The sequence below is a fragment of the Psychrobacillus sp. FSL K6-2365 genome (assembly GCF_038003165.1).
In the GTDB taxonomy this organism is placed as follows: Bacteria; Bacillota; Bacilli; order Bacillales_A; family Planococcaceae; genus Psychrobacillus; species Psychrobacillus psychrodurans.
In genome coordinates, this window is the sequence record NZ_JBBOOO010000001.1 from 3,911,458 (window position 1) to 3,936,879 (window position 25,422).

General features: G+C 36.2%; 29 protein-coding genes. 9 read left to right on the plus strand and 20 right to left on the minus strand.

Going from position 1 to position 25,422, the window contains the following annotated elements; translation table 11 throughout:
* Positions 1-134: 134 nt before the first annotated feature.
* Both MKY29_RS19775 and MKY29_RS19780 read right to left on the minus strand, forming a co-directional pair.
* Positions 135-1,079 carry a dipeptidase gene (locus tag MKY29_RS19775; RefSeq protein WP_093495669.1) on the minus strand — a complete coding sequence of 315 codons (945 nt, stop codon included), beginning with the start codon at positions 1,077-1,079 and terminating at the stop codon, positions 135-137.
* Positions 1,080-1,098: 19 nt separating this feature from the next.
* Positions 1,099-1,599: a DinB family protein gene (locus MKY29_RS19780; protein WP_241598017.1), complete on the minus strand. Its 501-nt coding sequence runs from the start codon at positions 1,597-1,599 to the stop codon at positions 1,099-1,101.
* A 449-nt stretch (positions 1,600-2,048) separates the two neighbouring features.
* Here MKY29_RS19780 and MKY29_RS19785 point away from each other — a divergent pair, with 449 nt between their 5' ends.
* Positions 2,049-2,423, plus strand: coding sequence for a nucleotide excision repair endonuclease (locus tag MKY29_RS19785; protein ID WP_093495671.1), 375 nt, complete (start codon positions 2,049-2,051; stop codon positions 2,421-2,423).
* A 187-nt stretch (positions 2,424-2,610) separates the two neighbouring features.
* On the opposite strand, the gene MKY29_RS19790 is transcribed toward MKY29_RS19785, so the two are convergent.
* The 4 genes from MKY29_RS19790 to MKY29_RS19805 all read right to left on the minus strand — a co-directional run bounded on the left by MKY29_RS19790 (position 2,611) and on the right by MKY29_RS19805 (position 6,051).
* The gene (locus MKY29_RS19790; protein ID WP_241598019.1) at positions 2,611-3,603 is read right to left on the minus strand and encodes an NAD(P)/FAD-dependent oxidoreductase; all 993 of its coding nucleotides are present in this window, start codon (positions 3,601-3,603) and stop codon (positions 2,611-2,613) included.
* Positions 3,604-3,865: 262 nt separating this feature from the next.
* Positions 3,866-4,255: a thiol-disulfide oxidoreductase DCC family protein gene (locus tag MKY29_RS19795; protein WP_093495673.1), complete on the minus strand. Its 390-nt coding sequence runs from the start codon at positions 4,253-4,255 to the stop codon at positions 3,866-3,868.
* Positions 4,256-5,067: 812 nt separating this feature from the next.
* Positions 5,068-5,553 (minus strand): TraR/DksA C4-type zinc finger protein, encoded by a 486-nt coding sequence (locus MKY29_RS19800; protein WP_093495674.1) that lies wholly within the window; start codon positions 5,551-5,553, stop codon positions 5,068-5,070.
* Between the two features lie 39 nt (positions 5,554-5,592).
* Complete coding sequence (locus MKY29_RS19805; protein ID WP_093495675.1) at positions 5,593-6,051, minus strand: DinB family protein; 459 nt, start codon at positions 6,049-6,051, stop codon at positions 5,593-5,595.
* 84 nt (positions 6,052-6,135) lie between these two features.
* Between MKY29_RS19805 and MKY29_RS19810 the strand changes: the two genes are divergently transcribed.
* The 4 genes from MKY29_RS19810 (at position 6,136) to MKY29_RS19825 (ending at position 8,948) form a co-directional block, all read left to right on the plus strand.
* On the plus strand, positions 6,136-6,762 hold the full coding sequence (locus tag MKY29_RS19810) for a YfbR-like 5'-deoxynucleotidase (protein ID WP_090566156.1): 627 nt from the start codon (positions 6,136-6,138) through the stop codon (positions 6,760-6,762).
* Positions 6,763-6,851: 89 nt separating this feature from the next.
* Complete coding sequence (locus MKY29_RS19815) at positions 6,852-7,496, plus strand: GntR family transcriptional regulator (protein WP_241598021.1); 645 nt, start codon at positions 6,852-6,854, stop codon at positions 7,494-7,496.
* Positions 7,497-7,738: 242 nt separating this feature from the next.
* The gene (locus tag MKY29_RS19820; protein ID WP_090566151.1) at positions 7,739-7,975 is read left to right on the plus strand and encodes a DUF3977 family protein; all 237 of its coding nucleotides are present in this window, start codon (positions 7,739-7,741) and stop codon (positions 7,973-7,975) included.
* Positions 7,976-8,198: 223 nt separating this feature from the next.
* On the plus strand, positions 8,199-8,948 hold the full coding sequence (locus MKY29_RS19825; RefSeq protein ID WP_241598023.1) for a class I SAM-dependent methyltransferase: 750 nt from the start codon (positions 8,199-8,201) through the stop codon (positions 8,946-8,948).
* Positions 8,949-9,254: 306 nt separating this feature from the next.
* Here MKY29_RS19825 and brnQ read toward each other — a convergent pair whose 3' ends face one another.
* The 8 genes from brnQ to MKY29_RS19865 form a co-directional block, all read right to left on the minus strand.
* A complete protein-coding gene (brnQ, locus tag MKY29_RS19830) occupies positions 9,255-10,586 on the minus strand; it encodes a branched-chain amino acid transport system II carrier protein (protein WP_340880608.1) in 1,332 nt (443 codons plus the stop codon).
* 611 nt (positions 10,587-11,197) lie between these two features.
* Positions 11,198-11,557 carry a Na+/H+ antiporter subunit G gene (locus MKY29_RS19835; protein ID WP_340880609.1) on the minus strand — a complete coding sequence of 120 codons (360 nt, stop codon included), beginning with the start codon at positions 11,555-11,557 and terminating at the stop codon, positions 11,198-11,200.
* Positions 11,535-11,819, minus strand: coding sequence for a Na(+)/H(+) antiporter subunit F1 (locus MKY29_RS19840; RefSeq protein ID WP_090566139.1), 285 nt, complete (start codon positions 11,817-11,819; stop codon positions 11,535-11,537). The genes MKY29_RS19835 and MKY29_RS19840 overlap by 23 nt, the downstream gene beginning before the upstream one ends.
* Complete coding sequence (locus MKY29_RS19845) at positions 11,819-12,301, minus strand: Na+/H+ antiporter subunit E (protein WP_090566137.1); 483 nt, start codon at positions 12,299-12,301, stop codon at positions 11,819-11,821. The genes MKY29_RS19840 and MKY29_RS19845 overlap by 1 nt, the downstream gene beginning before the upstream one ends.
* 17 nt (positions 12,302-12,318) lie before the next feature.
* Positions 12,319-13,803 (minus strand): Na+/H+ antiporter subunit D, encoded by a 1,485-nt coding sequence (locus MKY29_RS19850; protein ID WP_340880610.1) that lies wholly within the window; start codon positions 13,801-13,803, stop codon positions 12,319-12,321.
* Complete coding sequence (locus MKY29_RS19855) at positions 13,796-14,134, minus strand: Na(+)/H(+) antiporter subunit C (protein WP_093495681.1); 339 nt, start codon at positions 14,132-14,134, stop codon at positions 13,796-13,798. Before MKY29_RS19855 ends, MKY29_RS19850 begins: the two co-directional genes overlap by 8 nt.
* 3 nt (positions 14,135-14,137) lie before the next feature.
* Positions 14,138-14,563, minus strand: a complete 426-nt coding sequence (locus MKY29_RS19860; RefSeq protein ID WP_090566129.1) for a Na(+)/H(+) antiporter subunit B — start codon at positions 14,561-14,563, stop codon at positions 14,138-14,140.
* Positions 14,553-16,961: a Na+/H+ antiporter subunit A gene (locus MKY29_RS19865; protein ID WP_241598032.1), complete on the minus strand. Its 2,409-nt coding sequence runs from the start codon at positions 16,959-16,961 to the stop codon at positions 14,553-14,555. Before MKY29_RS19865 ends, MKY29_RS19860 begins: the two co-directional genes overlap by 11 nt.
* A 337-nt stretch (positions 16,962-17,298) precedes the next feature.
* Between MKY29_RS19865 and MKY29_RS19870 the strand changes: the two genes are divergently transcribed.
* The gene (locus MKY29_RS19870) at positions 17,299-17,985 is read left to right on the plus strand and encodes a universal stress protein (RefSeq protein ID WP_090566122.1); all 687 of its coding nucleotides are present in this window, start codon (positions 17,299-17,301) and stop codon (positions 17,983-17,985) included.
* An 85-nt stretch (positions 17,986-18,070) separates the two neighbouring features.
* Here MKY29_RS19870 and MKY29_RS19875 read toward each other — a convergent pair whose 3' ends face one another.
* Positions 18,071-19,258, minus strand: coding sequence for an MFS transporter (locus MKY29_RS19875; protein ID WP_340880611.1), 1,188 nt, complete (start codon positions 19,256-19,258; stop codon positions 18,071-18,073).
* A 171-nt stretch (positions 19,259-19,429) separates the two neighbouring features.
* On the opposite strand from MKY29_RS19875, the gene MKY29_RS19880 reads away from it, so the two are divergent.
* Entirely contained in the window at positions 19,430-20,137 is a 708-nt protein-coding gene (locus MKY29_RS19880; RefSeq protein WP_340880902.1) for a DUF421 domain-containing protein, read from the plus strand.
* 53 nt (positions 20,138-20,190) lie between these two features.
* Here the strand turns inward: MKY29_RS19880 and MKY29_RS19885 are convergent, their stop codons facing one another.
* Positions 20,191-20,967, minus strand: coding sequence for an alpha/beta fold hydrolase (locus MKY29_RS19885; RefSeq protein ID WP_340880612.1), 777 nt, complete (start codon positions 20,965-20,967; stop codon positions 20,191-20,193).
* A gap of 4 nt (positions 20,968-20,971) precedes the next feature.
* Complete coding sequence (gene nagZ / locus MKY29_RS19890; RefSeq protein WP_340880613.1) at positions 20,972-22,606, minus strand: beta-N-acetylhexosaminidase; 1,635 nt, start codon at positions 22,604-22,606, stop codon at positions 20,972-20,974.
* A 168-nt stretch (positions 22,607-22,774) separates the two neighbouring features.
* On the opposite strand from nagZ, the gene MKY29_RS19895 reads away from it, so the two are divergent.
* Positions 22,775-22,930 (plus strand): hypothetical protein, encoded by a 156-nt coding sequence (locus MKY29_RS19895; RefSeq protein WP_241598038.1) that lies wholly within the window; start codon positions 22,775-22,777, stop codon positions 22,928-22,930.
* Between the two features lie 49 nt (positions 22,931-22,979).
* Here MKY29_RS19895 and MKY29_RS19900 read toward each other — a convergent pair whose 3' ends face one another.
* The gene (locus MKY29_RS19900) at positions 22,980-23,570 is read right to left on the minus strand and encodes a histidine phosphatase family protein (protein ID WP_241598040.1); all 591 of its coding nucleotides are present in this window, start codon (positions 23,568-23,570) and stop codon (positions 22,980-22,982) included.
* Positions 23,571-23,685: 115 nt separating this feature from the next.
* Here MKY29_RS19900 and MKY29_RS19905 point away from each other — a divergent pair, with 115 nt between their 5' ends.
* Entirely contained in the window at positions 23,686-24,444 is a 759-nt protein-coding gene (locus MKY29_RS19905) for a MerR family transcriptional regulator (RefSeq protein ID WP_241598042.1), read from the plus strand.
* A gap of 194 nt (positions 24,445-24,638) precedes the next feature.
* Here the strand turns inward: MKY29_RS19905 and MKY29_RS19910 are convergent, their stop codons facing one another.
* Both MKY29_RS19910 and MKY29_RS19915 read right to left on the minus strand, forming a co-directional pair.
* Complete coding sequence (locus MKY29_RS19910) at positions 24,639-25,067, minus strand: NUDIX hydrolase (protein WP_090566104.1); 429 nt, start codon at positions 25,065-25,067, stop codon at positions 24,639-24,641.
* A 19-nt stretch (positions 25,068-25,086) separates the two neighbouring features.
* Entirely contained in the window at positions 25,087-25,416 is a 330-nt protein-coding gene (locus tag MKY29_RS19915; RefSeq protein ID WP_340880614.1) for an MGMT family protein, read from the minus strand.
* Positions 25,417-25,422 lie beyond the last annotated feature (6 nt).

A 25,422-nucleotide genomic window follows, 5' to 3' on the forward strand; every position in this document is an offset into this window, starting at 1 on the left:
TCCTATACGTTTTTTCATTTACCTAGTATAGCACACTCTTTATCCTCTTCGCGTCCACCATTCCGCTAAAATAACGAAACAAATAACAACTGCAATTGCTACTGCAAAAAACCAATCTGGTAAGCTCCCCAAAACTACGCCTCCCTACTAATGCGCATCACGAATCTTTCAAAATTCTGTGAAGTAAACCCTTCGACTTCCTCTATTGAATAGCTTTCTAATAACTCTCTTACTATATTTTGTGTTTTCGATGCATCTTCTAAACCTACGACAAACTCACTTATCCCATCAAAGTCTGATCCTAACCCTATCAAATGCTTACCACCAAGGGATTCGATATGCTCGATATGCTTCAACAAATCCTGTATCTCAACTGACTTTTTTGTATCACCTATAAATGGAGGATAATATACAACATGTATAGGACTATTTTTAGCGATTAATGCTTTAATCTGTTTGTCGTTTAAATTTCTAGGAGAGTTACATAAAGCTTGTGCATTGGAATGACTTGCCATTATCCATTTCGCTTTAGGAAGAACATCCCAAAAAGATTGTTCACTCAAATGAGAAACATCAATAATTATATTTTGTTCGTTCAATAAAGACACGACTTCTTCTCCAAATGGTGTTAATCCAGTACTAGATTCTTCAGAAGAACCATCGGCTACTTTGTTTGGTCCATTCCATGTAAGTCCAACTAATTTCACACCATGAGATAGTAATAGTTTCAGCTTATGCATATCTCCATCTATCATATCCAGTCCTTCTATCGATAATACTGCTCCTATTTGTCCTTCTTTTAGTGATCCAAGCTGCTCCCATTCATATATGGGGATAATATTGTCATCCTTCCCCACAATTTCTCTGTGGAAAATTTCAATTTGACGAATTGCCTCCAAGAATAACTGTTCTTTAGGAAAACCTTCCGAAACAAATACTGCAAACACTTGAAGCGCAATTCCCCCTACCTCCAACGCTTTTTTACTTGCTTGAAGTTTTGGAGAATCGGCAAATGAAATAGTATTCTCTGCTTGCGCTAATTTGTATAGTACATCACAGTGTAAATCATAAACTTTCATCTTACCCTCCCCAAAATATTTACTCAGGCGCCTCTTCACCAAATGCAAGCCATTCGTCCTTTGATGGTCCGTACATTCCCGGAACTGATAATCCGGCTTGTCGCATTAGTATCGTCATCTGCCCACGGTGATGTATTTGATGGTAGATTAATGTTTGCAATACAGTTGCAACAGTCCATAGTTCTCCGTACATATCTTGTTCTTCTAGAAGGCTTTCGTTCGTCCATTGTTCTTTTATAGCCTTAACAATAGAATTGCTAGATTGTCTATATGCCTCCACCATTTCTTTCGCCGTCAATGGCTGAGGTGTTTCATGCGGAGTGGCAGAAAACTCCAACCCAGTTCTTCCTATCATTTCATCTATACTAATAACAAGATGCCATGCAAGTGTTCCAAGTGTACGACTGTCTTCAGACACTCTTTGTTGTAATGACATATCTGTCAAAGCTTCTAAAACTTTCAGTGTTGAATCACTTTCATGCTGCCAAACAGTTAAAAAATCTTCTAGGTTTCTAATCATGTTCATTCCTCCAAATAATATTATGTTAATCAATTTCATATTTACCTGTTTAAAATAAAAATACAATTTTTTATTCGCTTTTTCTAAAAAGGTCGATCTTGTTGATTGAAAAGTGGAAGGCGGCGACTACAACGAGAACAGATCGAGCTGAAAACTCCGCAGGAAAGAAATTGATCGAACCTTTTTGATCAATGTCTTTGCGACGAGTATCCGAGGAGCATATGTTTTAGTGTCGAGGAGATTGAAGCCATCCCGCGGAAAGCGTCCGGCTATAGCAGAAATCAACGTTGTACGGATTTCACTAATTAATAACTTTTATGAAATTAACTCATGTAATTAATTTCGTCACTTGTTATAAATAATCCTGCCACCAACAAAATACCTTTCAAATAGATATTGTAGTTTAGTTCTGATATACTAAAGGACAGACAATAAGAGGACGTGAGCGAATGATTAAAATTGAATTACCAAAACCAACTGTAACGATCACCCAGCGTGAACAAGTACTAAAAGAAGGCGACATAGAAATTCCAGCAATTCATGGATTTATCGACTTCCATCAAATTCCTCGTGATAAAGGTGGCATATTCTTTTTCTATAATAAGAATGATGAACTTTTATTCGTTGGTAAAGCGCGTAAAATTAGACAACGTATAAAAAAACACTTTGAAGACAATGTATCTCCGATGATTAAACATCGAGATGAAGTGTACAAAATCAGTGTTTGTATTGTAGAAGAGGCAATGGATCGCGAAATTTATGAAACATATGCAATCAATACTCAAAAAGCGAAATATAATATCGACAAAGCATTTTTTAGATAAGATGAAATCCCATGTTCTCCAAAAGAGGACATGGGATTTTCTCTGTCTAGCTCCAGCTCCTAGCCCGCCTGAGTCGCTTCAGGATTTCAGCGCTTGTCGGAGGCCCACAGGATGTGGTTCAGTCAGTCGTCTCAACACGATGTCGCAAACTTAGACTGACTTCCAATACATAGGTGCATACACTTTTCTATTTTACTTCTTCAAAAATACTCGTACTATGCTTTGGTTGTACTCGTGCTTTCGGATCTATGAATGCCTTAATATGGCTAATAGCAATTGGAACCTCTCCAAACCCTACGGCAATCAGTTTTACTTTCCCATCATGCGTACAAACATCACCCGCAGCATATATTCCTTCAACACTTGTTTCCATTTTTTCATTGACTACTACAGAATTTTTCTCCATTTCCAGACCCCATTCCTTTAGAGGGCCTAGTGAAGCAACGTTTCCGTAGTTCACTAAAACATGGTCTACTGCGATTCTTTCTTCAGCTTTATCTTTACTGACAATCACGACTTCTTGAATTTTTTCACCATCACCAGTTACTTCTTTTATGCCATATGGTGTTTTTACTTCAACAGACGAGTTTTGAAGCTGTTGAATAGTCATTTCATGTGCAGTAAATTGCTCCCTACGATGACAAATGGTTACCTTTGAAGCAACATCCTCTAACATTAATGACCAGTCGAGTGCTGAATCTCCTCCACCTAATACAAGAACATCAGAATCTCTAAAAGCCTCTAAACTCTTTACCTTGTAATGAAGGTTTTTCCCTTCGTACTCGGCAACTCCTGGAACGTTTAACTTACGCGGCTGAAATGAGCCTATCCCAGAAGTTAATAGAATAGTTTTAGAATAATGCACATTCTTATCTGTTGTTAGTGCAAAGTAATCTGGTAGTTTCTCTAGCGCTATTGCTGTTTCCTCTAAGCAAATGGTTGGATTACTATATGCAGCCTGCTCCTCTAAATTTGCCACTAAATCCTTTGCTAATATCTTTGGAAGTCCGCCAATATCATATATATATTTATCAGGATAGAGCTCCATCAATTGACCGCCTAGTTGTGGAAGGCTATCGATAATTTTCACCTTCAAATCACGTAACCCACCATAAAACGAAGCAAACAAACCTGTGGGACCACCACCAATAATCGTTACATCGTATAATTCACCATTCATACCATTTCACCTCATAACTATTTATCCCGCATTAACGGGTAGGCCGATTAAAGTTCACCACGTCCTACAGCAACCTCGGCACTAGTATGTCCTGTACGTCGTAAGACTTGCGCTTCCTAAGTAACTAACAACAATGGGAGATTACTGACCGTAAAAGCCCATGTGATTCAACTAACAATCAGCGAGGATAAAGAAAACCCAACTGATTGAAGTTTCACTCTGTACTTATATTATTTGATGTACAGTACACAATGATGCATTGTCACAGAAATCTATTTCGTATCTCAGGTGGTGGAATCATACAGCTATCTTTTTTCCCAAACCATGCATAACGATTTTTCGCTATGAATTTATATACTATGTTGCGTATAGGTTTTGGAATTACCTTTAGCACATATAAACAACTCCAAAGTCCATTTAAATGTCTGCTAATTTGGAGTGCAGCATCTGAGGAGTAATACACCTTATGTTGGTCAATAACTAATATACTATCCAAAGTGTCAGGTACAGCATACTCACGTTTGAACTTTGCCCCAATATCACTTTGTTGCGCTGCAAACTGAAAATAACCTTTTGGATCTCGTTTAATTATAAACTGCACACTTGCATCACAAAAATTGCACTCTCCATCAAACAAAACAATAGCTGGCACAGGGATTCCACTCCTTTCCCCTAGTGTACTATAATCACTTCTGAAATGCGCTTAATCGGCTTTCTAAATATTTTATCTTTTCTTTACATAAACTAAATATTTCAATCTCAAGACAAAAAAACTGGGCAAAAAAGATGACCTGTCCTTAAAGGTCAAAACCTGTTTCAATCGTTTTCGAAGGGCTTTGGACAGACATTTTACCGAGTGAATTTTTAGGGATGCTGGTTGGTTGTGACGGACGTCACAACCAACCAGCATCCCTTTTTTTCGGTAATCTTACAACCCTCAGAAACAGGTAAGTGCGTTTTTGGATAACTAGAGAAAAGATACTTTCTTATTCATAGAGCAAGCTCACAAAGATGCAATTTAGTGAGCTATTTCGATTCTTTATTTAGTAACTACTTACTATCTCTCTTTATTTCTACTAGTAAAAAAGGAATTCTACTTTCATCACACTTCATAACAGAATAGTACCTTTGATTAAATAGATCGTTATATCACTATATTAATTTTGACCACTATTATCATCTTAGCGATAGCCTATGCATAATCTTTTTGCCTGCATACTACACATTATATTGATTGTAGTGCAAGGCGGCGACTCCAGCAGGAACAGCCACGGGCTAAAAGCCCCATAGGAACGTAGTGACGAGAAGATTGAAGCCGTGCCCGCAGAACGGCGTCCACCTGTAATGGAAATCACAGTATTATTCATACACTCAAGTATCATGAACCTAGTGTTCACCGGATATTACTTACCTCAAAAAATGCCCTTAAGTCCAGTAAGAACTTTAAGGACACCTCTATCCATTTCACTGCTTGTCTTGTGGTGTATCAGATGAACCAACCTCTTCTAGTATCTCAAAGCTGTTGGAATAATCGCGAAGTCTTTCGTCTTCGTCCTCCACCGGCTGATCTGTTGTAGAATTTAAGAGTGATTCTTCTACTGGACGAATTTCTTCATTGACCTGTTGATGAGCATGTTCTACACAAGTCAGAGCTGTAGGAATTGCCTCTAAACGAGCGAGTGAAATTTCTTCTCCACACTCCGTACATTTCCCGTATGTACCATCCTTTATAGCAGTTAATGCTTTTTCAATATCTACCATTTCCTCGTCAAAATGTCTATTTAATGCCAGCCGAGTATGTTGATCAGTTAAATCCGTCGCATTATCTGCAGGGTGATTATCATAATTAGATAACTCAGTCGTTTCAAACTCTTCTTCATTTTGCTTCTGGTGCTCTAACTCTTCAAAACGCTTTTCTAATGTATTTTTTAATTTATCGTATTTTGTCATTTAAATTCCTCCTTGGGTTACTTAAGGATTACCCAAAAATCAGCGAAATAAAACAACTTGCACATCTACCTTTAATACAAGCAAATACGAATACAGTTGCATACGATGATGAACTAAGTGATTCATAATTTGCAGAAACCACTCTCCTGTACGATATTCACTCCCCCAATAGGTTGTAAAACCCTTTGAGAGTGCCTCTTCGGTATGTTTTTCTATGTGCTTCATAACCTCCTGGATACCTGCCAAAAATTGTTCTTTTGCATCTTGTAAATTGACTGGTTTACTTTCTTCATAATACAGCCGCATTTCATCTAAGTTATATCCTTTGCAAATAAGTAAATCTGCCTGTGGAATTTGCGCAAGATGCACACAAACCTCCCAAACAGTCATTTTATTTTCAATAGGACGTTTAGAAAGTAACTTTTCGTCTATATAATCAAATAACTGTGTTATTGTACCTGAGATATAATTTAATTGGCTTATCATAGAGTGAATCATTTTATCTCACCTTCAATTCAGAGTGTTTTAGTATGGTATTTTTTTGTTTTTCCAGTATGATTAATAATAAGGGAGTGTTTGTTAATGGGTATACACAAATTTTTTATGAGTATGAATGATTTAGAAAGAATTATCCGATGTCCTGGACGCTTTAAATTTGAAGAACATAATGTGGCTGCACATTCATGGAAAGTTTCTCAATACGCTATGTTTTTTGCGACTCTTGAAGAGAATAATGGAGCAACAATTAATTGGAAATCACTTTACGAAAAAACGATTAACCATGACTTTGCAGAAATTTTTATCGGCGACATTAAAACACCAGTTAAGCACGCATCTCCTGAGCTAAAACAAATGCTAACACATGTGGAAGAAAAAATGATGGAAAAGTTTATATTGGATGAGATACCAAAAGAATTTCAGCCCGTATTTTTTGACCGTATGAAAGAAGGAAAAGATGATACTATTGAAGGCCGTTTACTTGAGTTAGCCGACAAGCTAGACCAAGTATATGAAGCTTTTGCTGAATTACAACGTGGAAATACGGATGTTGAATTTGTAAACATGTATGAAACGGCTTTAAGAAAAATTCTTCATATCCCGTTAGAAACTAGTATAAACTATTTTAAAGAAGTTATTATGCAGGAAATTATGAAGGAGCAATCAGTCATTGATGTGAAATCTATTACCGTACAATTACTAGTAGAATAATTATTTTCCATTTTTATGCGATATATTGTATAATTTATTGTATAATATTTTGGAATTATTAAGATAATTCAAAGGGGGGAAATCGTTTCATGCCTATTCCAGTTAATCACACTAAGCCTGTCCGTACAACAGCTAAGTTGCACGCTTTTAACCAGTTACAACAATGGATTATTGATGGCACTTTACAGCCAGATGAAAAATTAAACGATATTGAACTTGCACAAGCATTAGGGGTGAGCAGAACACCTATTCGAGAATCCTTACAACTTTTGGAATCTCAAGGCTTTGTAACGATGCAACCAGGGAGAGCAACTCAAGTCACACCTGTAGAAAAAGAAGATATTAATAATCTCCTACCACCATTATCAGTATTACAGGCACTTGCAGCAGAACTTGCAAGTCCTAATATGAATGAAGAGATTCTAAGTCTATTAGAAGAAAAGAATAGAGAATTCGCTGAGGCTTTACAAGAAAAACAATTTACTACTGCTCTAAGAGTAGATGAAGAATTTCATCAGCTCATTGTAGACACCGCCAATAACCCATACATACATTCCATGGTAGAAATGCTTCAAGCTCATGTACGTAGATTGTTTTATTATGAAAAAATTATCTTACGAGAATATTCTGTTGAGCAACACGGGAACCTAATTCGTGCATTCCGCGAAAATAACACCAAGGAACTAGCAGAAGTAATGCGTGCAAATTGGATCTATACAATCGAAGAATTTTAATAGGAAAGTAGTTTGAGAAGATAGGGTGAGAAGTGACCAACTCTCCATTTCATCGAAAACAAATATGGTGGTCTGGAAAGGAGTGATATTCACAACCTTCCTGACCACCTTTTTAAGGCATATTAAGAGATTAATAGATTTATCGTGAAGTTATATCAAACCTTGACACTTTAGTTGAATATGAATTATTACCAATGATAAATTCAACAATTAAATTGTCCGGCTATTAGGGTGTGTCCATTTTGAAATTCATTGAATTTGGATTAGGCAACACATGGTTAATTAGAACTGAAACAGAATCTGAAGATGGCACGGAATATGAAGAGAAAGGAATAAAAGGACCAATAAACTTTTATTCAATGTATTTCAGAGTTTGGATAGGTAAGACAGTTGTCATAGCAGATTTAAAAGAAGGTTTTAAAAGACAAAAGAAAAGCCGTACCGATTTTAAATTTATTTTTGGAATAGTTAGTAATTAAACTATATCACCAATAAAGGGTGTTAATTATAGATTATGGAGTAGCTTTTCATATCGTACTAACCGGTATATTTTGAGGAATATTAAAAGCATGAGCTAGAATGTAAATAACACCAACACCTTACTTGTTAATAATACTAGGAAACATGTGATAAAGTACATTAATTTGCGTAGTTGGCGATGAATCGGCCGACATCTCAAATTATAGATGAGGAGATGTTTCAATGGAGTTTAAGGGATCTAGTGTTTACGATCAAACTGACTTTTTTAAAAATTATATGACTAGAAGAAACAGAAATGATAGTCCAAATAACGCCATTGAAGGACCTATCATCTATGAATTAATCGGGAGCTTTCAAGGTAGTAGCGTCTTAGATTTAGGGTGTGGTGATGCATCGTTTGGAAAAGAACTCTTGCATTTAGGAGCAAAAAGCTACACAGGAGTAGAGGGTTCGAAGCAAATGGTTGAAGCTGCACACTTAAACTTGCTTGAACAAAATGGGACAATACACCTTGAAACAATGGAATCTTATGATTATCCATTAGAGGCATTCGATATTGTTACATCTCGATTTGCCATCCATTATGTTTCAGACATTTATAATCTCTTTGAAAATATTCATAAAACACTTAAAGAAAACGGAAAGCTTACTTTTAGTATCCAACATCCACTGACAACCTCGTCATTTGCTAGTAAGAAAACTGGAGATAAACGTGGTAATTGGATTGTCGATGACTATTTCCATGAGGGAGAAAGAAAAGAGCCCTGGATAGACCAAATAGTGGTGAAGTATCATCGAACAATCGAACATTATTTTACAGCACTAAAACAAGCTGGATTTACAGTTCTAGAGTTACGTGAAGGCACACCAAAGCGGGAACATTTTAGTAGTGAAGATGAATTTGTTAGAAGACAACGAATTCCAATTGTACTAGCTTTTTCTTGTGTTAAGTTAACAAAATCCTATTTCTAAATGTATAACTAACATGGACTTTACTTGATAAAGAAACTTTTAAAAAAATTGGTAGTTACCGATGAAAATAGAAACCTGAATTGTGTAGTTGGTAAACGGAGAGGATTCTGCGACAAGCAGATAAACTCCATAATATTAGTAAGAAATAGAGGCTGATCGTGATATGTCACGATCAGCCTCTATAAAAAACAAAAGATTATAATATAGCATCATGCTTGTCCAAAGCACACCTCAAATGTTAAAAACTGTTTTACTTAAAAGTTGCACTTGGATTTCCTACCCTCAAGCTGATTTGATTTCCTTTTTTTAAGATCTCGAAATGATGCCTGTTACAAGAGTTACTATAACAAATGGTATTAACCATCCCAAACCTACACTATAAAAAGGTAGTACATTCTCGTAAAAACTTACGATAGGTTGTAGCCACCCATAATATTCGATATTTAATGACCCACAAAGAGCTTTAAAGCCATCTACTAAGCTTATTAAGAAGGTTACAAACATCACACTAACATATACTAATCTTGCATGATTGAATAATGGTGATAAAAAGGTTAAGAATATCAATACTATCGCTAAAGGATATAGCAACATTAATACTGGAATGGAATACGTAATAATATTAGATAATCCAAAGTTCGCAATAATACAAGTGAAAACACTAAAGAAAATAACAAATGCTTTATAACTAATCTTTGGCATTAATGTGTGGAAATACTCACCACAAGCAGTAGTTAAGCCAATGCTCGTTGTCAAACAAGCTAAGAAAATGATCACTGATAAAAGTATAGCTCCAAATGACCCGAAGTAATGCTCTGAAGCAGCACTTAATACTGGTCCACCATTTTCAAATAATCCATATATATTCACACTAGTAGCGCCTAAGTAAGCTATCCCAGCATAAATTAAACCTAAGAACAAAATTGCTATCCCGCCAGATTTAGCTGTGGCAACTAAAATCCCCTTAGTAGAAGTTACACCCATAGATCGGATTGCTTGAATCACGATAATCCCAAATACTAAGGAAGCCAATGCATCCATCGTATTATACCCTTCCGTAAATCCAGTCATAAAGGCGTTTCCTACATAGCTTCCTTGTGGCTCTTGAAAGTCTCCCATCGGACTAATAATAACAAACAGTAATAAGAATAATAATCCTATTATAATTCCAGGAGAAAGATATTTTCCAACATTGTCTACAATTTTAGATGGATTCAAAGAAAGCAATAACGTGATTCCAAAGAAAATAATCGTAAATATTAACAAACCAAGTTGAGCATTATTTTGATCAATAAATGGAAGAATTCCAATTTCAAATGAAACTGCCCCTGTTCTTGGCAAAGCAAAAAATGGTCCTATTGTTAAGTAAAGGAGCGAAGTGAAGATAACTGCAAAAATAGGGTGTACTCTGCTAGAAAGCTCCTGTAAATTTTTACTTCCCGAGAATCCCATCGCTAAAGTACCTAAAAACGGCAAGCCAATTCCTGTCAGTAAAAACCCAATGGTGGCTATCCAAACTTGTGTCCCTGCATTTTGCCCTAAACTTGCTGGAAATATTAAATTCCCCGCACCAAAAAATAATGCAAATAGCATAACTCCAATCACTAAATGATTAGAAAATGATAATTTATTTTTCATCTTGTAGTTCCTCCTGTGATATTAGAAATAATCATTTCTTATGTTTTCTCGATGCTTGTTATGAATGCTATACATATGATTTCCTCTAATCACGGCCGTATGCAATATATCAATGTTGATAATACTATGGAAATTGGTAGAATGCAATATATTAGACGAAATTAATTGAACATTTATTTTATTTTCACAAATGTATCAATTTTATAAAAGCACAGTATATAGTAAAATCCGAACAACTTTGTTTTTTCTCTAGAAGAATGATTTCCGCTCAACACAGCATCAATCTTCTTGGAACAAAAGATAATTGGGCCAAGCCATAACTCAAGGAGTGTCGATTAGCCTTTGTTCCTTAGAGTTCTCCTAAGTACTTATAGCTCATGATGTTCCCATTGGAGTCACCCTCTCCCAATTCAATAAACAAAAATAGAATTTAAAAAGGCGAATAATTAGTTGCTAAACAACTTAAACATTCGCCTTTTCCAATAAAAATGGTAATTATGTAATTAACAAAAATTGATTATATAACAATCTATTATGAAACTCATTTCATTTTAAATATAACAAAAAGCTATACAATTAGGATAAACTCCAATCATATAGCTTTTCATTTGTTATTTCTTCTCTGGAAATAATACTTCCTTTAAAGCATCATCTGAGGAATTTTCGGTAAGCTTCACTTTCGAACGATACGCTGCACGTGTTAGCAAGTGCCCAGAAACAGGGGCAGTCAAAAACACAAATAATATACCTAGTATAAGACGAATGCTTATAAAATTCTCACTTACCCAAAAGTGTATAAATGCACCAGTTAGAGACAACAGTACTGCTACTGTTGAGCTTTTTGTAGCCGCATGTGAACGTGTATAGACATCTGGAAGACGAATAATACCGAAGGCACTAATCACACTCATGATACTCCCTAAAAAAATGATAATAACCGCTACGTACTCAATTATCTGACTTGTGCTCAATGATAGCCCCCCTCTCGATATACTTGGAGATGGCAATCGTACTTATAAAAGCAAGTATACCTAGTATTAGAATGGCCTCTAAAAATGCCTTTGTCTTCAATACAATGGAAATAATGGCTATCATTGATATGAGATTTACACCTATCATATCTAACGCTACTGCTCTATCGGGCATAGAAGGTCCCTTAATGATTCGAAAAAGAGCTATTGCAATTGAAATAGCAAATAAAGTTAAAGAAACCAACAGTATTTTTTCTATCATTATCGAGTCACCTCCATTATTGCTTTTTCAAATTTAGTTATTGATCTTAATACATCGGCTTTAGACTGCTCTATATCCATTGCATGAATATAAAACATATCTCCCTCTGGATTTACTTCCATAACTACGGAACCAGGGGTCAAAGTTAACAGCATTGCTAACGTGGTAATCTCCCAGTCTCCTTTTAGTTCTGTTCTATAGGTGAAAATTCCAGGCTTGAGGTCCCAGCGAGGATTTAATATTTGTTTACTTATAAGTATACTCGACTGAGCCAACTCTGATATGAATATGAAAATTAACTTAATAATGGAAAGTAATCTTCTCAAATAAAACTGAGTCCCAAAAAAGCGATGCATTAAGAATATTATGAAGATCCCTACGATGAAACCACTAAAAAATGTCGTCATCTTAAGTTCATCTTCGTCCTTTAATGTTGTCCACAAAAATGCGATGAATAGGTTTAGTAAAAATTGTGCCGGCATACTTCTCACCTCTCCCTTCACTTATTTCCACCCATTACTGCATCAATATACACGGAAGGATTAGATAGAGTATGAGCTGCGTCCGTGACATAACTGGAGATAACCTCTGCTCCTAGACCTAAAGAAATCGTTGCAATTCCCAACAAAACAATGGGAATAATCATTCCCATTTCCATCGGTTTTTCATCTTCTAGACTTATAATAGTTTCCCCAAATATAGAATTTAAGAAAATTCGAAGAAGCGAATACAGCACAACAATGCTGGAGATAAAGGCCAGCGCTAATAGTATGTAAGATCCTGATTCAATAGCACCTTGTCCAACTAGTATTTTCCCTACAAATCCGCTCAATGGTGGAATACCTGCCAATGAACAAGTGACAAGGAAGAACATCCATCCAAATACAGGATAGTTTCGAATTAGCCCACTCATTTCATCTATCTTTGATTTCCCAGTTAAGTAAATCATCGTACCAGCTAGTAAAAATAACATTGCTTTTGCAATCATGTCATGAATTACGTAGTATATAGATCCAGCAATAGAAGTTTCAGTTCCCACCGCAAGACCAATCATTATAAACCCAACAGCAATTACCACATTGTAAGAAACAATTAACCGGACATCCTTAAAAGCAATTGCCCCGATACATCCGACAATTAGTGTTATTCCTGCCATTATTCCTATTACCGCGTGTGATATTAATGGCTCGTGATAGAATATGAGTGTAAATGTACGGAAAAGAGCATATATTCCAACCTTTGTAAGTAACGCTCCAAACAATGCGGCAACCGCAGTTGGTGGCACTGAATAGGATCCAGGTAGCCAAAAGAATAGCAACAACCCGGCTTTTAAACTAAATACGATTAAAAACAAAATACTTATTGTAGTAAGTAGCGGTCCTTGTCCTGATTCCGCCACTCTTTCTGAAATATGAGCCATGTTTAAAGTACCTACAGTACCATATAAATAGGCAAGGGCTACTAAGAAGAACCATGAAGCAAGCACATTTATCACTACATATTTAATCGATTCCCTCAGCTGCGGCTTAGTCCCCCCTAATGTAATTAATACATATGAGGCCAATAACATTACTTCGAAACAGACAAACAGGTTAAATAGGTCCCCTGTTAAAAACGATCCATTAACTCCTGCAACTAAAAACAACACAAATGGGTAGAAGTACATTTTCTCATGTTTATCTCCTATTGAAGAAAAAGCATGGATTAGACAAATTGCGGTAACTATACTTGCCGTAAGCACGAGTAACATCGCAAAGGAATCCGCCACAAACAGAATTCCAAATGGTGGTTCCCATCCCGCAAAATCTAATCGTATAATTCCATCAGTCTGAACTCTATTTAAGATAAATAAACTTATACCCGCAATACCAATCATCGTTATTAAACTAATTACTCGTTGCCATTTCACATATGGACGTAAAAATACCAGTATAATCCCAACTATAATTGGAATGATCAACGGTAAAACAATTAAATTATTCATCTTTTGCCCCTCTCAATTTATCGAGATCATCCGTACCAACATCCTGATAAGTACGATAGGCTAACACAAGTATGAAAGCTGTTACAGCAAAACTAATCACGATAGCAGTTAATATTAGTGCTTGTGGTAAAGCATCTGCATAAGGTGCATCTGCTTCCTTTAACAAGGGAACATTGCCTTGCTTTAAGTCCCCCATCGTTAATATGAGCAAATGGACGGCATGTGAAAACACAGCAGTACCTAAAATTATTCGGATTATATTTCTGGAGAGGATTAGATACGTGGCAACAGCAACTAAAATACCTATTAACATAATGATTAATGTTTCCATTGTTTATCCACCATCCTCACTAATGCTTAAAATAATTGTTACTAGTACACCTACAACTGTCAAGGCTACACCTGCTTCAAAAATAGTCACCGTTGTCAGTTCTGTTTTTCCAAAAACCGGCAAATCAAAATAGGCAAAGGTTTGAGACATAAATGGAACTCCGAATACTATTGACCCAAAACCTGTGGATGTAGCTAATAACACACCAATCGCTGCAACATATTTAAAATCTAAAGGAAGACTCTTTTTTACCGTTTCAATATCCGTGGACAAATATAGCAACACAATTGCACTTGCTAGAACTAATCCACCTATAAATCCTCCACCGGGTGTATTATGACCCGAAAGAAATAAATACACACCGAATGTCAAAATTATAAATACAACAATCCTACTAATTGTCCGGAGTATGACATCATTAATCTTCAATGTTTTCATCCTCCTTTTTAGTTCTTAGCTTAATCATGGAATACACACCTAAACCAGCTATAAATAGGACAACCACCTCGAGCATCGTATCAAAACCACGGAAATCTCCCAATATAGCATTTACTATATTGGCTCCTCCAGCTAGTTCATAAGCATCTTCAAAATAACTAGAAACAGGTTCAAACTGATTGAAATCTACTACTGATAATCCAACTAAAACAACTACTAATCCGACCGCTATTGATATTATTCCGTTGACTACTTTTGTTCCTTTTGGAAGCTTTTCCTTCTCCCAATCCGGTAAATGAGAAAAAGCTAGTAGAAATAATGCAGTAGTCACAGATTCTACGACTAACTGTGTTAGGGCTAAATCTGGAGCCCGGAAAATGACAAAAAAGATTGCAATAGAGTATCCTAATACTCCATTCAATAATGTCGCTGTCATTCGAGACCTCGCAAATAACATGGACATAGCCGCTACTGCCATAATAGCAACTAAACAAACTTCATAGACTCTGAACGATGCATTTGTAGAAATATCAAACGAGAAAGCTCTTGAATAAAACAAGTAACCACCCACGGTCACTATAAAGAATACAAATATATATATTAAATAATGTCGTAATAATCCATTCATATAACGATTAGTTATTGTGTTAGATTTGCTTACCGAAGAAGCCAATAAGTTACTATAAAGTGCATTAAATGTGAAACGTGAAGAAAACAATCCATAAATCGGTTTCCAAAATTTAAGAAATTTGAAAAGAATAGCACCTACTATAATAACCCCTATAGTCATGAGCAATTCAGGGTTTACTCCATGCCAAGCCGATACTTTTGGCGTCAAATCTACTGCTTCCCCAAAAGTTGGATAAACACTACTCATAGCTGGTTGTAATATATATTGCCCTAATAGATTCGGGAAGAAGAATATACCAACAACTAAAGTGGCAAGAATCATTGGAGATATTAACATTCCAATTGGAGCTTCGTGAATAGGTTTATCCAATTTCTCTGGCTGAGGATTACCAAGAAATGCTTTAAAAACGATAACTGCACAGTAAACAAATGTAAATACACTAGCAATCCAAGCTACAACTGGGAAAATAATTCCTAAAGATGGCAAAGAAAAAATATCTACCTCCATAATATGTACAGTCGCTGCAAAGAACATTTCTTTACTAAGGAATCCATTGAACGGAGGTAAACCAGCCATCGATAAACTTCCTATTAGTGCAACTGTAAATGTAAATGGCATGAAGGTCATTAATCCACCAAGTCTTCGAACATCCCTTGTCCCTAACTCGTGGTCGAGAATCCCTACAACCATAAACAATGCACCTTTAAAGGTTGAATGATTTATCAAGTGAAATAAAGCGGCAAATGTGGCTTGAGTATACAGAACTGAATCAGCTGAATAGCCAAACTGCAGCGCTATCGAACCTAAACCAAGCAAACTCATGATAAGTCCTAACTGACTAATAGTAGAAAAAGCTAGTAATGCCTTCAGATCTGTTTGTCTGACAGCATTAAACGAACCCCAAAATAGAGTAATCATCCCAACTATACTTACTACCCAAAACCATACTTCATCCGCACCAAAAACTGGTGTGAAACGCGCCACCAAATATATACCAGCCTTTACCATCGTCGCCGAGTGTAAATAAGCACTTACAGGGGTTGGCGCTTCCATAGCATCCGGTAGCCAAATGTGGAAAGGGAATTGTGCTGACTTTGTAAATGCTCCTAGCAATACTAAAATCATTGCAGGCATGAACAACGCGTGGTCACTGAACTCACTCATACTCGAAATTATTTCTCGAATACTGAAAGAACCAGTCATCGTATGTAACATGATAAAACCAACTAACATAGCAATACCACCACTTACAGTGATTAGCATAGCTTTTTGCGCTCCAAATCTGGAAGCTTGTCGATGATTCCAAAAGGCGATTAACAGGAATGAAGAAACACTCGTTAATTCCCAAAAAACGTATAACACCATCAAGTTATCAGAAAAAACAACTCCAAGCATGGCACCCATAAATAGTAATAAATAACAATAAAAATGCTGTAAGGATTCTTTAGAGGAAAGATAAAAAATAGAATATAAAATAACTAAACTTCCAACACCTGTGATTAATAGAGCAAAGATCATACTTAGACCATCTAAATATGTCGTGAAGTTAAAATCTAATGTGGGAATCCATTCATATGTATGGACATAAGTTTTACCACTTGCTACCGAGGGAATTAGCCTAGCAAGTATGACAAACAAAGCTATAGGTACGATTAATACAAACCAACCGAGATGAGTCTTTTTAAATCGCCTATATGTAAAAGGTAAGAGTGCAGCTACAATAAATGGGATTAATATAACTAAATTTACGGAAAACAAATTTTAACCTCCTATTGGTTAAGTAGAATTAGGATTGGACAGTTATGAGGGTTAAATTACTTTTTCAAACTATAGACTTGACTATCCTAACAACTAGTAGCATAATAGGATTCCATATGAGACCCTTCAAAATACACTAGGATTTAGGATATATAACTTGCTTGTATTAATAGCTAATGCATATTATGTATAGAATTGAAGTGATTGTACTACTTTACATGCATTTAATAATTATACATGAAAGAAAGGTACAACACACTTTTAGTGTCTTGAAGCATTATTTATAGAAAATTACACGAGAAATATATATAGGAAAACAAAAAAGAGGTGTATAAACGTGAAACGCGTAAAAGGTCGAATGGATGAAAGTATACTTGTCTGCGTATACTACGGACCAAATGGAGAGCGGCTAATTAGACGAGGACATAAAATGGCAAGTATGCTTGATTGTCCACTGTATATTCTTACAGTCGATCCACTTCCATATGATGCATTCGATGCTGAGAAATCCCAGTATATCGAACAGTGGAAGACTTTAGCAGAAGAATTAGAGGTTGAAGAGTTTATCATTCGTGATAACGAAAAACGTTCTTCACCAAAAGTTATTCAAGAAGTTGCCCATGGATTAAATATAACTCAAATTATTATAGGACAAACTGCACAAAGTAGATGGGAAGAAATAACAAAAGGTTCCTTCATGAATGTCTTATTAAAAGAAATTCCTTTTGTGGACTTCCATGTTGTTTCAGTTGCCCGCTACATTAAAGATGAAGAAGATGGCATTTTCGAAAAAGGAGTCCGTGCTTATTTAGTAGTAGATGGAGATTCTTATAAAGTGTCCTTCACTTGTGCGAAGAATATGTGCCAAGAAGGTATTTTCTTCAAAGAAATTGGTACAGATTTTGATAATGGTATTTTCAAGTTTATGCATAACAATAAAATGCACCAGGTTCATATCCAAGATAACCTAGTTACCGATTCGTCTCAAGTACCTGATGGTTGTAGCTTAAAAGCATATAAATAGAAAAAAGGAAACTCTTAGAGTTTCCTTTTTATTATTACTTTATTAAATTAAAAGCACGCCTGAAAGGATAATCACTCGATGTTCATTAATTTGACAGCGTTATTTTACGGTCCTTGGGTAATCCCAATCCTACTAATCCTATTATTGGTAGCGTCGACACAACAATCATTGTCGTATAAACACCTACATAATCCATTAATATACCGATCACAACTGCTCCAATTGCTCCCATTCCAAATGCTAAACCTACAGTTAACCCAGCCATCGTCCCTATTTTACTCGGTACGAGTTCTTGTGCGTATACAACGGTTACCGAAAAGCTTAACATGATGAAAAATCCTATTGCGATGAGCAACAATATAATTGCCCAAACAGGTACGTAAGGTAGTAGTAGACTTAGTGGGATTGGAACTGCCATCGACAATATAATAACATTTCTTCTTCCCATTCGGTCCGCCATTGGTCCACCGAAAAATGTCCCTACTGCCCCCAGTGCCAGAAAGATAAAGATAATTAACTGCCCTTCTTTAATAGTCATACCGTAATTCTCCATCAAATGAAAAATATAAAAGTTGGTCATATTAGTAACATAAAAAGAGCGGGCGAAAATTAACACCATCAAAAGAGTTAAGGCGACGCCAACTTGTTTTTTAGATAAAGCTGGGAGTGAAGAAAGAAGCGTCCTCTTTCTTTTGGATAGCTTTTCTAACTCCAACTGTTTTTTATACCATGCAGAAATCTTCGATAACAGAAATATTCCCACCGCAGCAACTACTAAAAAAAGAGCTGCACCTTTTTGACCTAATGGTACTAATATAAATGCGCTTATAAGAGGCGCAAGTGCTTGTCCAGAATTCCCCCCCACTTGATAAATCGATTGCGAGAGACCTCGTTTAGAACCTGCTGCCATAAAGGACACTCGCGAGCCTTCTGGATGAAATACCGCTGAACCCAATCCCAAAAATATTACCGAAACGAGGATCATCCAATACTGCGGCGCAAAGGCTAATCCCGCCATTCCGACAAAGGAGCTCATCATCCCAAGCGGTAACGCATAAGGCATAGGTTTTTTATCGCTTATAAAGCCTACAACAGGCTGGAGAACCGATGCAACAATATTTAACACAAATGAGATGAGACCTAATTGGGTAAACGTTAGACCTAGTTCCAATTCTAAAACAGGAAACATCGCAGGAATTACCGCTTGCAACGTATCATTAAATAGATGACATACCCCTATAGCAAACATTATGGGATATACTGGATTCCCCATTTTATGGACGGAATTAAACTTGGACATATTTTCACATTCTTTCTAGATTTTCACCAATAAAGTTATTATAGCTCAAATTGGACAAAGTATTTCATTATGAATGGAATACTAACAAAGTTCATGGCAACACTAAGCAATACGTCAATAATGAAATGGGGTTATATGAGTTATATGGAGACCTTTTTCGAAATGAACTTTTGGGAAATGATTTTGAGATCCACCCTTTCCTTCATCGTATTACTTGTATTAGCAAGGCTATTAGGAAAGAAACAATTAAGCCAGCTCACTTTTTTCCACTATATAACTGGTATAACAGTTGGGTCTATAGCCGCAGAAATTGCCTCTCAACATGAAACACCTTTTCTGGATGGATTGGTTGCAATTATTTGGTGGACGGCCCTCACTTTATTAATGAGTTATATATCTTTGAAATTTCCTACAGCTCGAACATGGATTGATGATGAACCAACAATTGTTATAAGAGACGGTAAAATCAGTGTGAAGTCTTTAAGATCCTCACGTTTACATATGGATGATGTATTAATGATGCTGAGAGAGCAATCTATTTTTTCTATCCAGGATGTTCATTATGCAGTCCTTGAAACAAACGGCGAACTAAGCGTCATGAAAAAGGTTGGTTTGCAGGAGGCTACAAAAGAGGACGTTAAAGTGCCCCTTACTCTTCCTTTGTTCATACCCTCTGAAATAATATCCGACGGTAAAATTGTAAAAAAGAACTTGGAAGAATTAGATTTAACAGAAGAATGGGTAATGAAAAAGCTAAGAAAACATGGAGTAGATTCAATTAGTGATGTGTTTTATGCACAATTACAAACGAATGGCTCATTATATATTAGCTTAAAAGAAAATGGTGTTTAGCAAAAAAGGAGCGAGGAAATGTGACATAATCACTTTTCTTAGCTCCCTTCTATTTATCCGTGATTTAAATAAGTGAGAATGGCATTACCCAGTTCATCCGGCGCCTCATACATACTCATATGACCTGCATCCCCTATGACTACTTGTTTAATATTATCTCCACTTGCTGTGAATGTCTTGTCAGCTGGGATAAGTTGGTCACTTTCTCCTGCTATTAATAGTACTGGTAGCTCTGTCTTCTCCAAAATTTCCGTACGATCTTTTCTATTTTTCATCGCAAGAAGTGCATTTTTAGCTCCTTGAGGTTGTACTTCATATCCAATCTTTTTAACTTCCTCCATCGATTGTTTATGACTTTCTACATTTTCTGGAGCAAATAGTTTTGGAACAAGACCATCGATGAATATATCGATTCCCGCCTTTTCTATTTTATCGGCTGAGGCAATCCTTCCCTCCTTAGCTTCTTCTGAATCAGGAAATCCTGTGGAATGAATTAAAGAGAAACCGCTTAAATATTGATTATATTTTTCTGCAAAAGCTAGTGTGATATAGCCACCTAGTGAATGACCGAACATGGTCACCTTCTCTATTCCTAGTTCCTCTAAGAAGTCTTTTAGAATTAATGCGTATTGTTCTATATCATTCACGCTATCGAGCACTTTAGATTCTCCATGACCAGGAAGATCAATTGCAATAACTCTATATTTTTCCGATAACATTGGTATTACTTTTCCCCAATAACCAGAGCTTCCACAAAATCCATGGATGAGTAATAGGACTTCTCCTGTGCCTTCCTCTTTGTAAGCAACGTTGGTATTAATTGTTTTCATTAAGTCATCTCCCTAATGTTTGATTAATTGATTGGTTCAACTCTTCTATGTTTACCCCATCTATTTGTTTATTACTCAAATTATATTTCTTCTTAATAGAGAGAATCCGTTTCACGCTTTCATCGATTCTTTGTTCCGTAATTTCTCCATCTTCTATTGCTTTAAGAATTGCGTCTACCGTTTTTTTTACATTTGCGTAGTTATGCGCTACTAACACTATGTCATTTCCTGCTTTTACTGCAGATACGGCTGATTCACCTATTTCCAAGTTATTTAGGATTGCTTTCATCGTCATATCATCTGTTATGATAATACCTTCATAGCCTAGTTGTTCCCTCAATACATCGGTAATAATTCTCTCTGATATGGAGGCCGGATATGTAGAATCAATTTTCGGAAGTAAAATATGACCTACCATCACGACATCCGCACCTTGCTCTACCGCATGCTTAAAAGGTATTAACTCAAGAGCTTGTAATTCCTCTAAACTCTTTTGAATTATTGGTAGCTCTTTATGCGAATCCACTGCAGTATCGCCATGTCCGGGGAAATGCTTTATAACCGAAATAACCTGCTCACTTTGAATGCCTTTCATCATCTGTAGCCCCAGCTCACTTACTAGCTCCGCATCTTTTCCAAAGGATCGGTCTCCAATAATCGGATTATCGGGATTGCTGTTTATATCAAGAACAGGAGCAAAATCTAAATTGAAACCAAATGCACTTAGTTCTTTCCCCAATAGCTTCCCTATATTATAAGAAAGAGATATATCATTTCGCTTTCCTAATTCTTCGTTTGTCGGTAACTTAGTTAACTCTGGGAGCCTAGAAATTCTACCACCCTCTTCGTCAACTCCTAAAAACAATGGAACTTTATTATTAGTATTTTCTTGTTTAATGGCATTCAATAAGGAAACAGATTGATTGGCATTCTTTAAATTGTCCTTGAACAAAATAATACCGCCGACTTGATGTGTAGATATGATTTTCTTGGTCTCATTTGTAATATCCGTCCCTTTTATACCCGCAAATATCATCTGGCCTACTTTTTCTTCTAGGCTTAAATCGGAAAGAGAGAAGTCTTTTTCAAATTCTGTGAATACAGATATGTGATGAACTTCTGGATTTGGCTCTTCTTCCGTTGGCTTAGGCATTATCCATTTCAATTGAAAGTCTGTTGTGACATCATATATAAAAATCGTTTGGTCTACTTGGTCATCCTGATAGCTTCTAACTTTATCAGCTTCACCTTTAATGGATTTAATATCCTCGAGACGGATTTGTTGGATTTCAGGTGAACTGGACCGTATATCAAAAACAACTTCAGATTGATGACCCACTGTTGCATCGTTCGATAGAAATTCTTCATAGATGGCACTAGCATTCTTACTTTTTCGATCTGGAGCTCCCCATAGTTCATGCACTTTTTGGATGGTAGTTTCTCCTACGATAAAAGGTGAATTAATCGTTTGCCCTTTTTCTGCTAGGTCAAACAAGAGGGATACAAAGGATTCCGCATCTGAAGACACTTCTATCGGCACTTCCTTTTGTGAATCGCTATCTTCCTTAGAATCTTTGAGCATTACAACTACGGCAATTGCAAATAATATTAGAAGAAGTATTACTACCTTTTTGGTCATCATAAAACCTCCAAACAAATGATAATCTTACCCCTACTTCCATAAGCCTAACCAATATCCCTTTAATCTAACTAAAAAAAGAGCTTTATATTTGATATATTTTCACTTCTCAAATATAGTACTATTTGAACCAAAATAATATAAAAACGACTGAAAAGAGGAATAGTTATGTCTAATAAAGATGCTATGATATGTGATATAGAAACTGGAATTTGCGGACCTGCAGAAGAAAGTAATTCTGTTATAGAGCTAATTGACCTAACTGCCCTGTCTACAAAAAAAGAATCTGATGCAGTTACTGTACAAACTGAAAAAGATAAATGAAATAGTTAAAACGCCCTTCTGTAATTAGTACGGAGGGGCGTTTGCCATATCATTGCACTTCCTTCACTTCTAAATGCTTCATACAGTTAAATAAATGACAACTGTTACCTTGATCGTTGAGCTCCACAATTGAAACGGAAGTGTTTCCGATATCACGAGAAAACTCTCCATTTGGAACAAGTGCATATAATAATCTACTTATGAAGCCTCCATGACTAACTACGAGCACTCGTTTTCCCAAATGTTTTTGTTTTACTTCTTCTATAAAAGACATCCCACGAGAAAGAATATCAACCTCTGATTCAAAGCCGATATCCTGGTTTCTCCAATCCAGCCCCCATTTAGCAATTCGTTCATCCTCAGTCGTTCCTTCGATTAAGCCACCACCAATTTCTCCAAGACGTTTGTCTTGAATAAAGTCGACTCCCGAATGATTTTCAGCAATAATTTCAGCTGTTTTCTTTGCACGAATTAATGGACTTGTATAAATAACGTCCCATTCTTCGAACTGCATTCTTTGCGCTGCACGCTTAGCCATTTGAATTCCTTCTTCATCTAGTGGCACATCTGTACTCCCCTGAGCTCTACCTTCCTTATTCCAAGCAGTGACACCATGTCTTACAAACCCTATCGTCGTCATGTAATTTCCCCCTTACTTATTGTTTCATTATAATCAAATTAAAATAATTGAACAATTATTGCTTGACCTTCACGCAACGTAAAGGTTTAAGCTGAATATATAAGGAGGTGATGAATTGGAATACACGGTACAAAAACTTGGGCAGCTTGCTGGTATTAGCGCAAGAACACTACGATATTATGATGAGATTGGGCTACTTAAACCTACACGTATCAATTCATCAGGATATCGTATATACGGTGAAAATGAAGTAAATCGGCTGCAACAAATACTATTTTACCGCGAACTTGGAGTAAATTTAGAAAGTATTAAAGAAATCATGACATCCCCAGCATTTGACGGTACACAAGCGCTTCGAGATCATCGTGATAAACTGCTCGAAAAACGTGTGCAACTTGATGCACTTATTAATAACGTGGATAAATCAATTAAGCAGACAGAAAGGAAGATTAGCATGACAGATAAGGAAAAGTTTGAAGGCTTTAAACAAAAACTTGTTGATGACAATGAGAAGAAATACGGAAAAGAAATTCGAAAAAAATACGGTGAAGATACAGTGAATGCATCCAACGTAAAAATAAAGGGCATGACCGAAGAGGAGTATGCGAAAATACAGAAATTAGAGGAGCAAATGTTCATGAATTTAAAAGCAGCAATGGATACCGAAAATCCCGCCGGAGAACAGGCTCAAAAAGCGGCAGATTTGCATAAACAATGGCTTTGCTTTTACTGGGATCAATACTCTAAAGAAGCTCATGAAGGTCTTGCAGAAATGTATGTCTCTGATGAACGATTCACTGCATATTACGATAAAGTACAATCAGGCGCAACTGAATTTTTACGCGATGCAATTGTTATTTACACCAAAAGCTAGAAGGTCATACCTTCTAGCTTTTTGTATATATCACTTTGTATATTTTATCAATTCCATAGACACCACCCAATAACAAAAAGAAGGCAATAATATAGTTGAACAAACTCTTTTCTATTTCGAGGATATTTAACAAATAAAGAAAAATAATAGCCCAAATTATTATAAACACGAATTTAATAATTCCAACCTCCTAACTAATTTGGAAGTTTATCCATTCCATTTTGTAATACTTTCTCGATTATGTGGATATCCTCTGGATAAGCTAAATCCAAGACTTGGATTTCCTCGAATGACTTCCAAGCAATTTCGTGAATAAATTCATCTGGGTCTTGTAATGTTATTTCACCGCTTATTATTGTCACTAAAAAATAGTCCACATAGTAAGAGATTCCGTGTTCACTGAGATTTCCACTTTTATTATGCACCTTGTCAATCGTTTTCACTATGAATCCAGTTTCCTCACTGAATTCTCTTGTACAGCATTCTTCTATTGTTTCTCCTTCTTCAAGCGTCCCAGATGGAACTGTCCACTTTTTATCTTCTCCTGGTGCTGCTTGCAGTACCATTAATACTTCATTTTGATCATTTACACAAATACCAGCTGCACCTTTCCAGCTAAACATCAGCCTTCACTTCCTCTCCTTATATCCAATCTTCTTCTATTATATTAAGATCATAACGGGACTTTGTTAAATCTACACATCCATTGGCAAGAAAGTGGACCCCTTCCGCTTCTAGCATCGCTTTTTGAGAGTATGCCGATTCTTCATCAGCCATTACAATTTCGCCCTTCGCATTAATCACACGTTGCCAAGGAATATTATATTTTGCGCTCATAGAATGCAAAATACGAACTACTTGTCTTGCCCCTCGAGGGCTTCCTGCAACTTTTGCAACCTGTCCATACGTCATCACTTTTCCCGATGGAATGGACTTTATAATATGAATTACTTTTTCAGTAAAAGGATTCATCCCGTA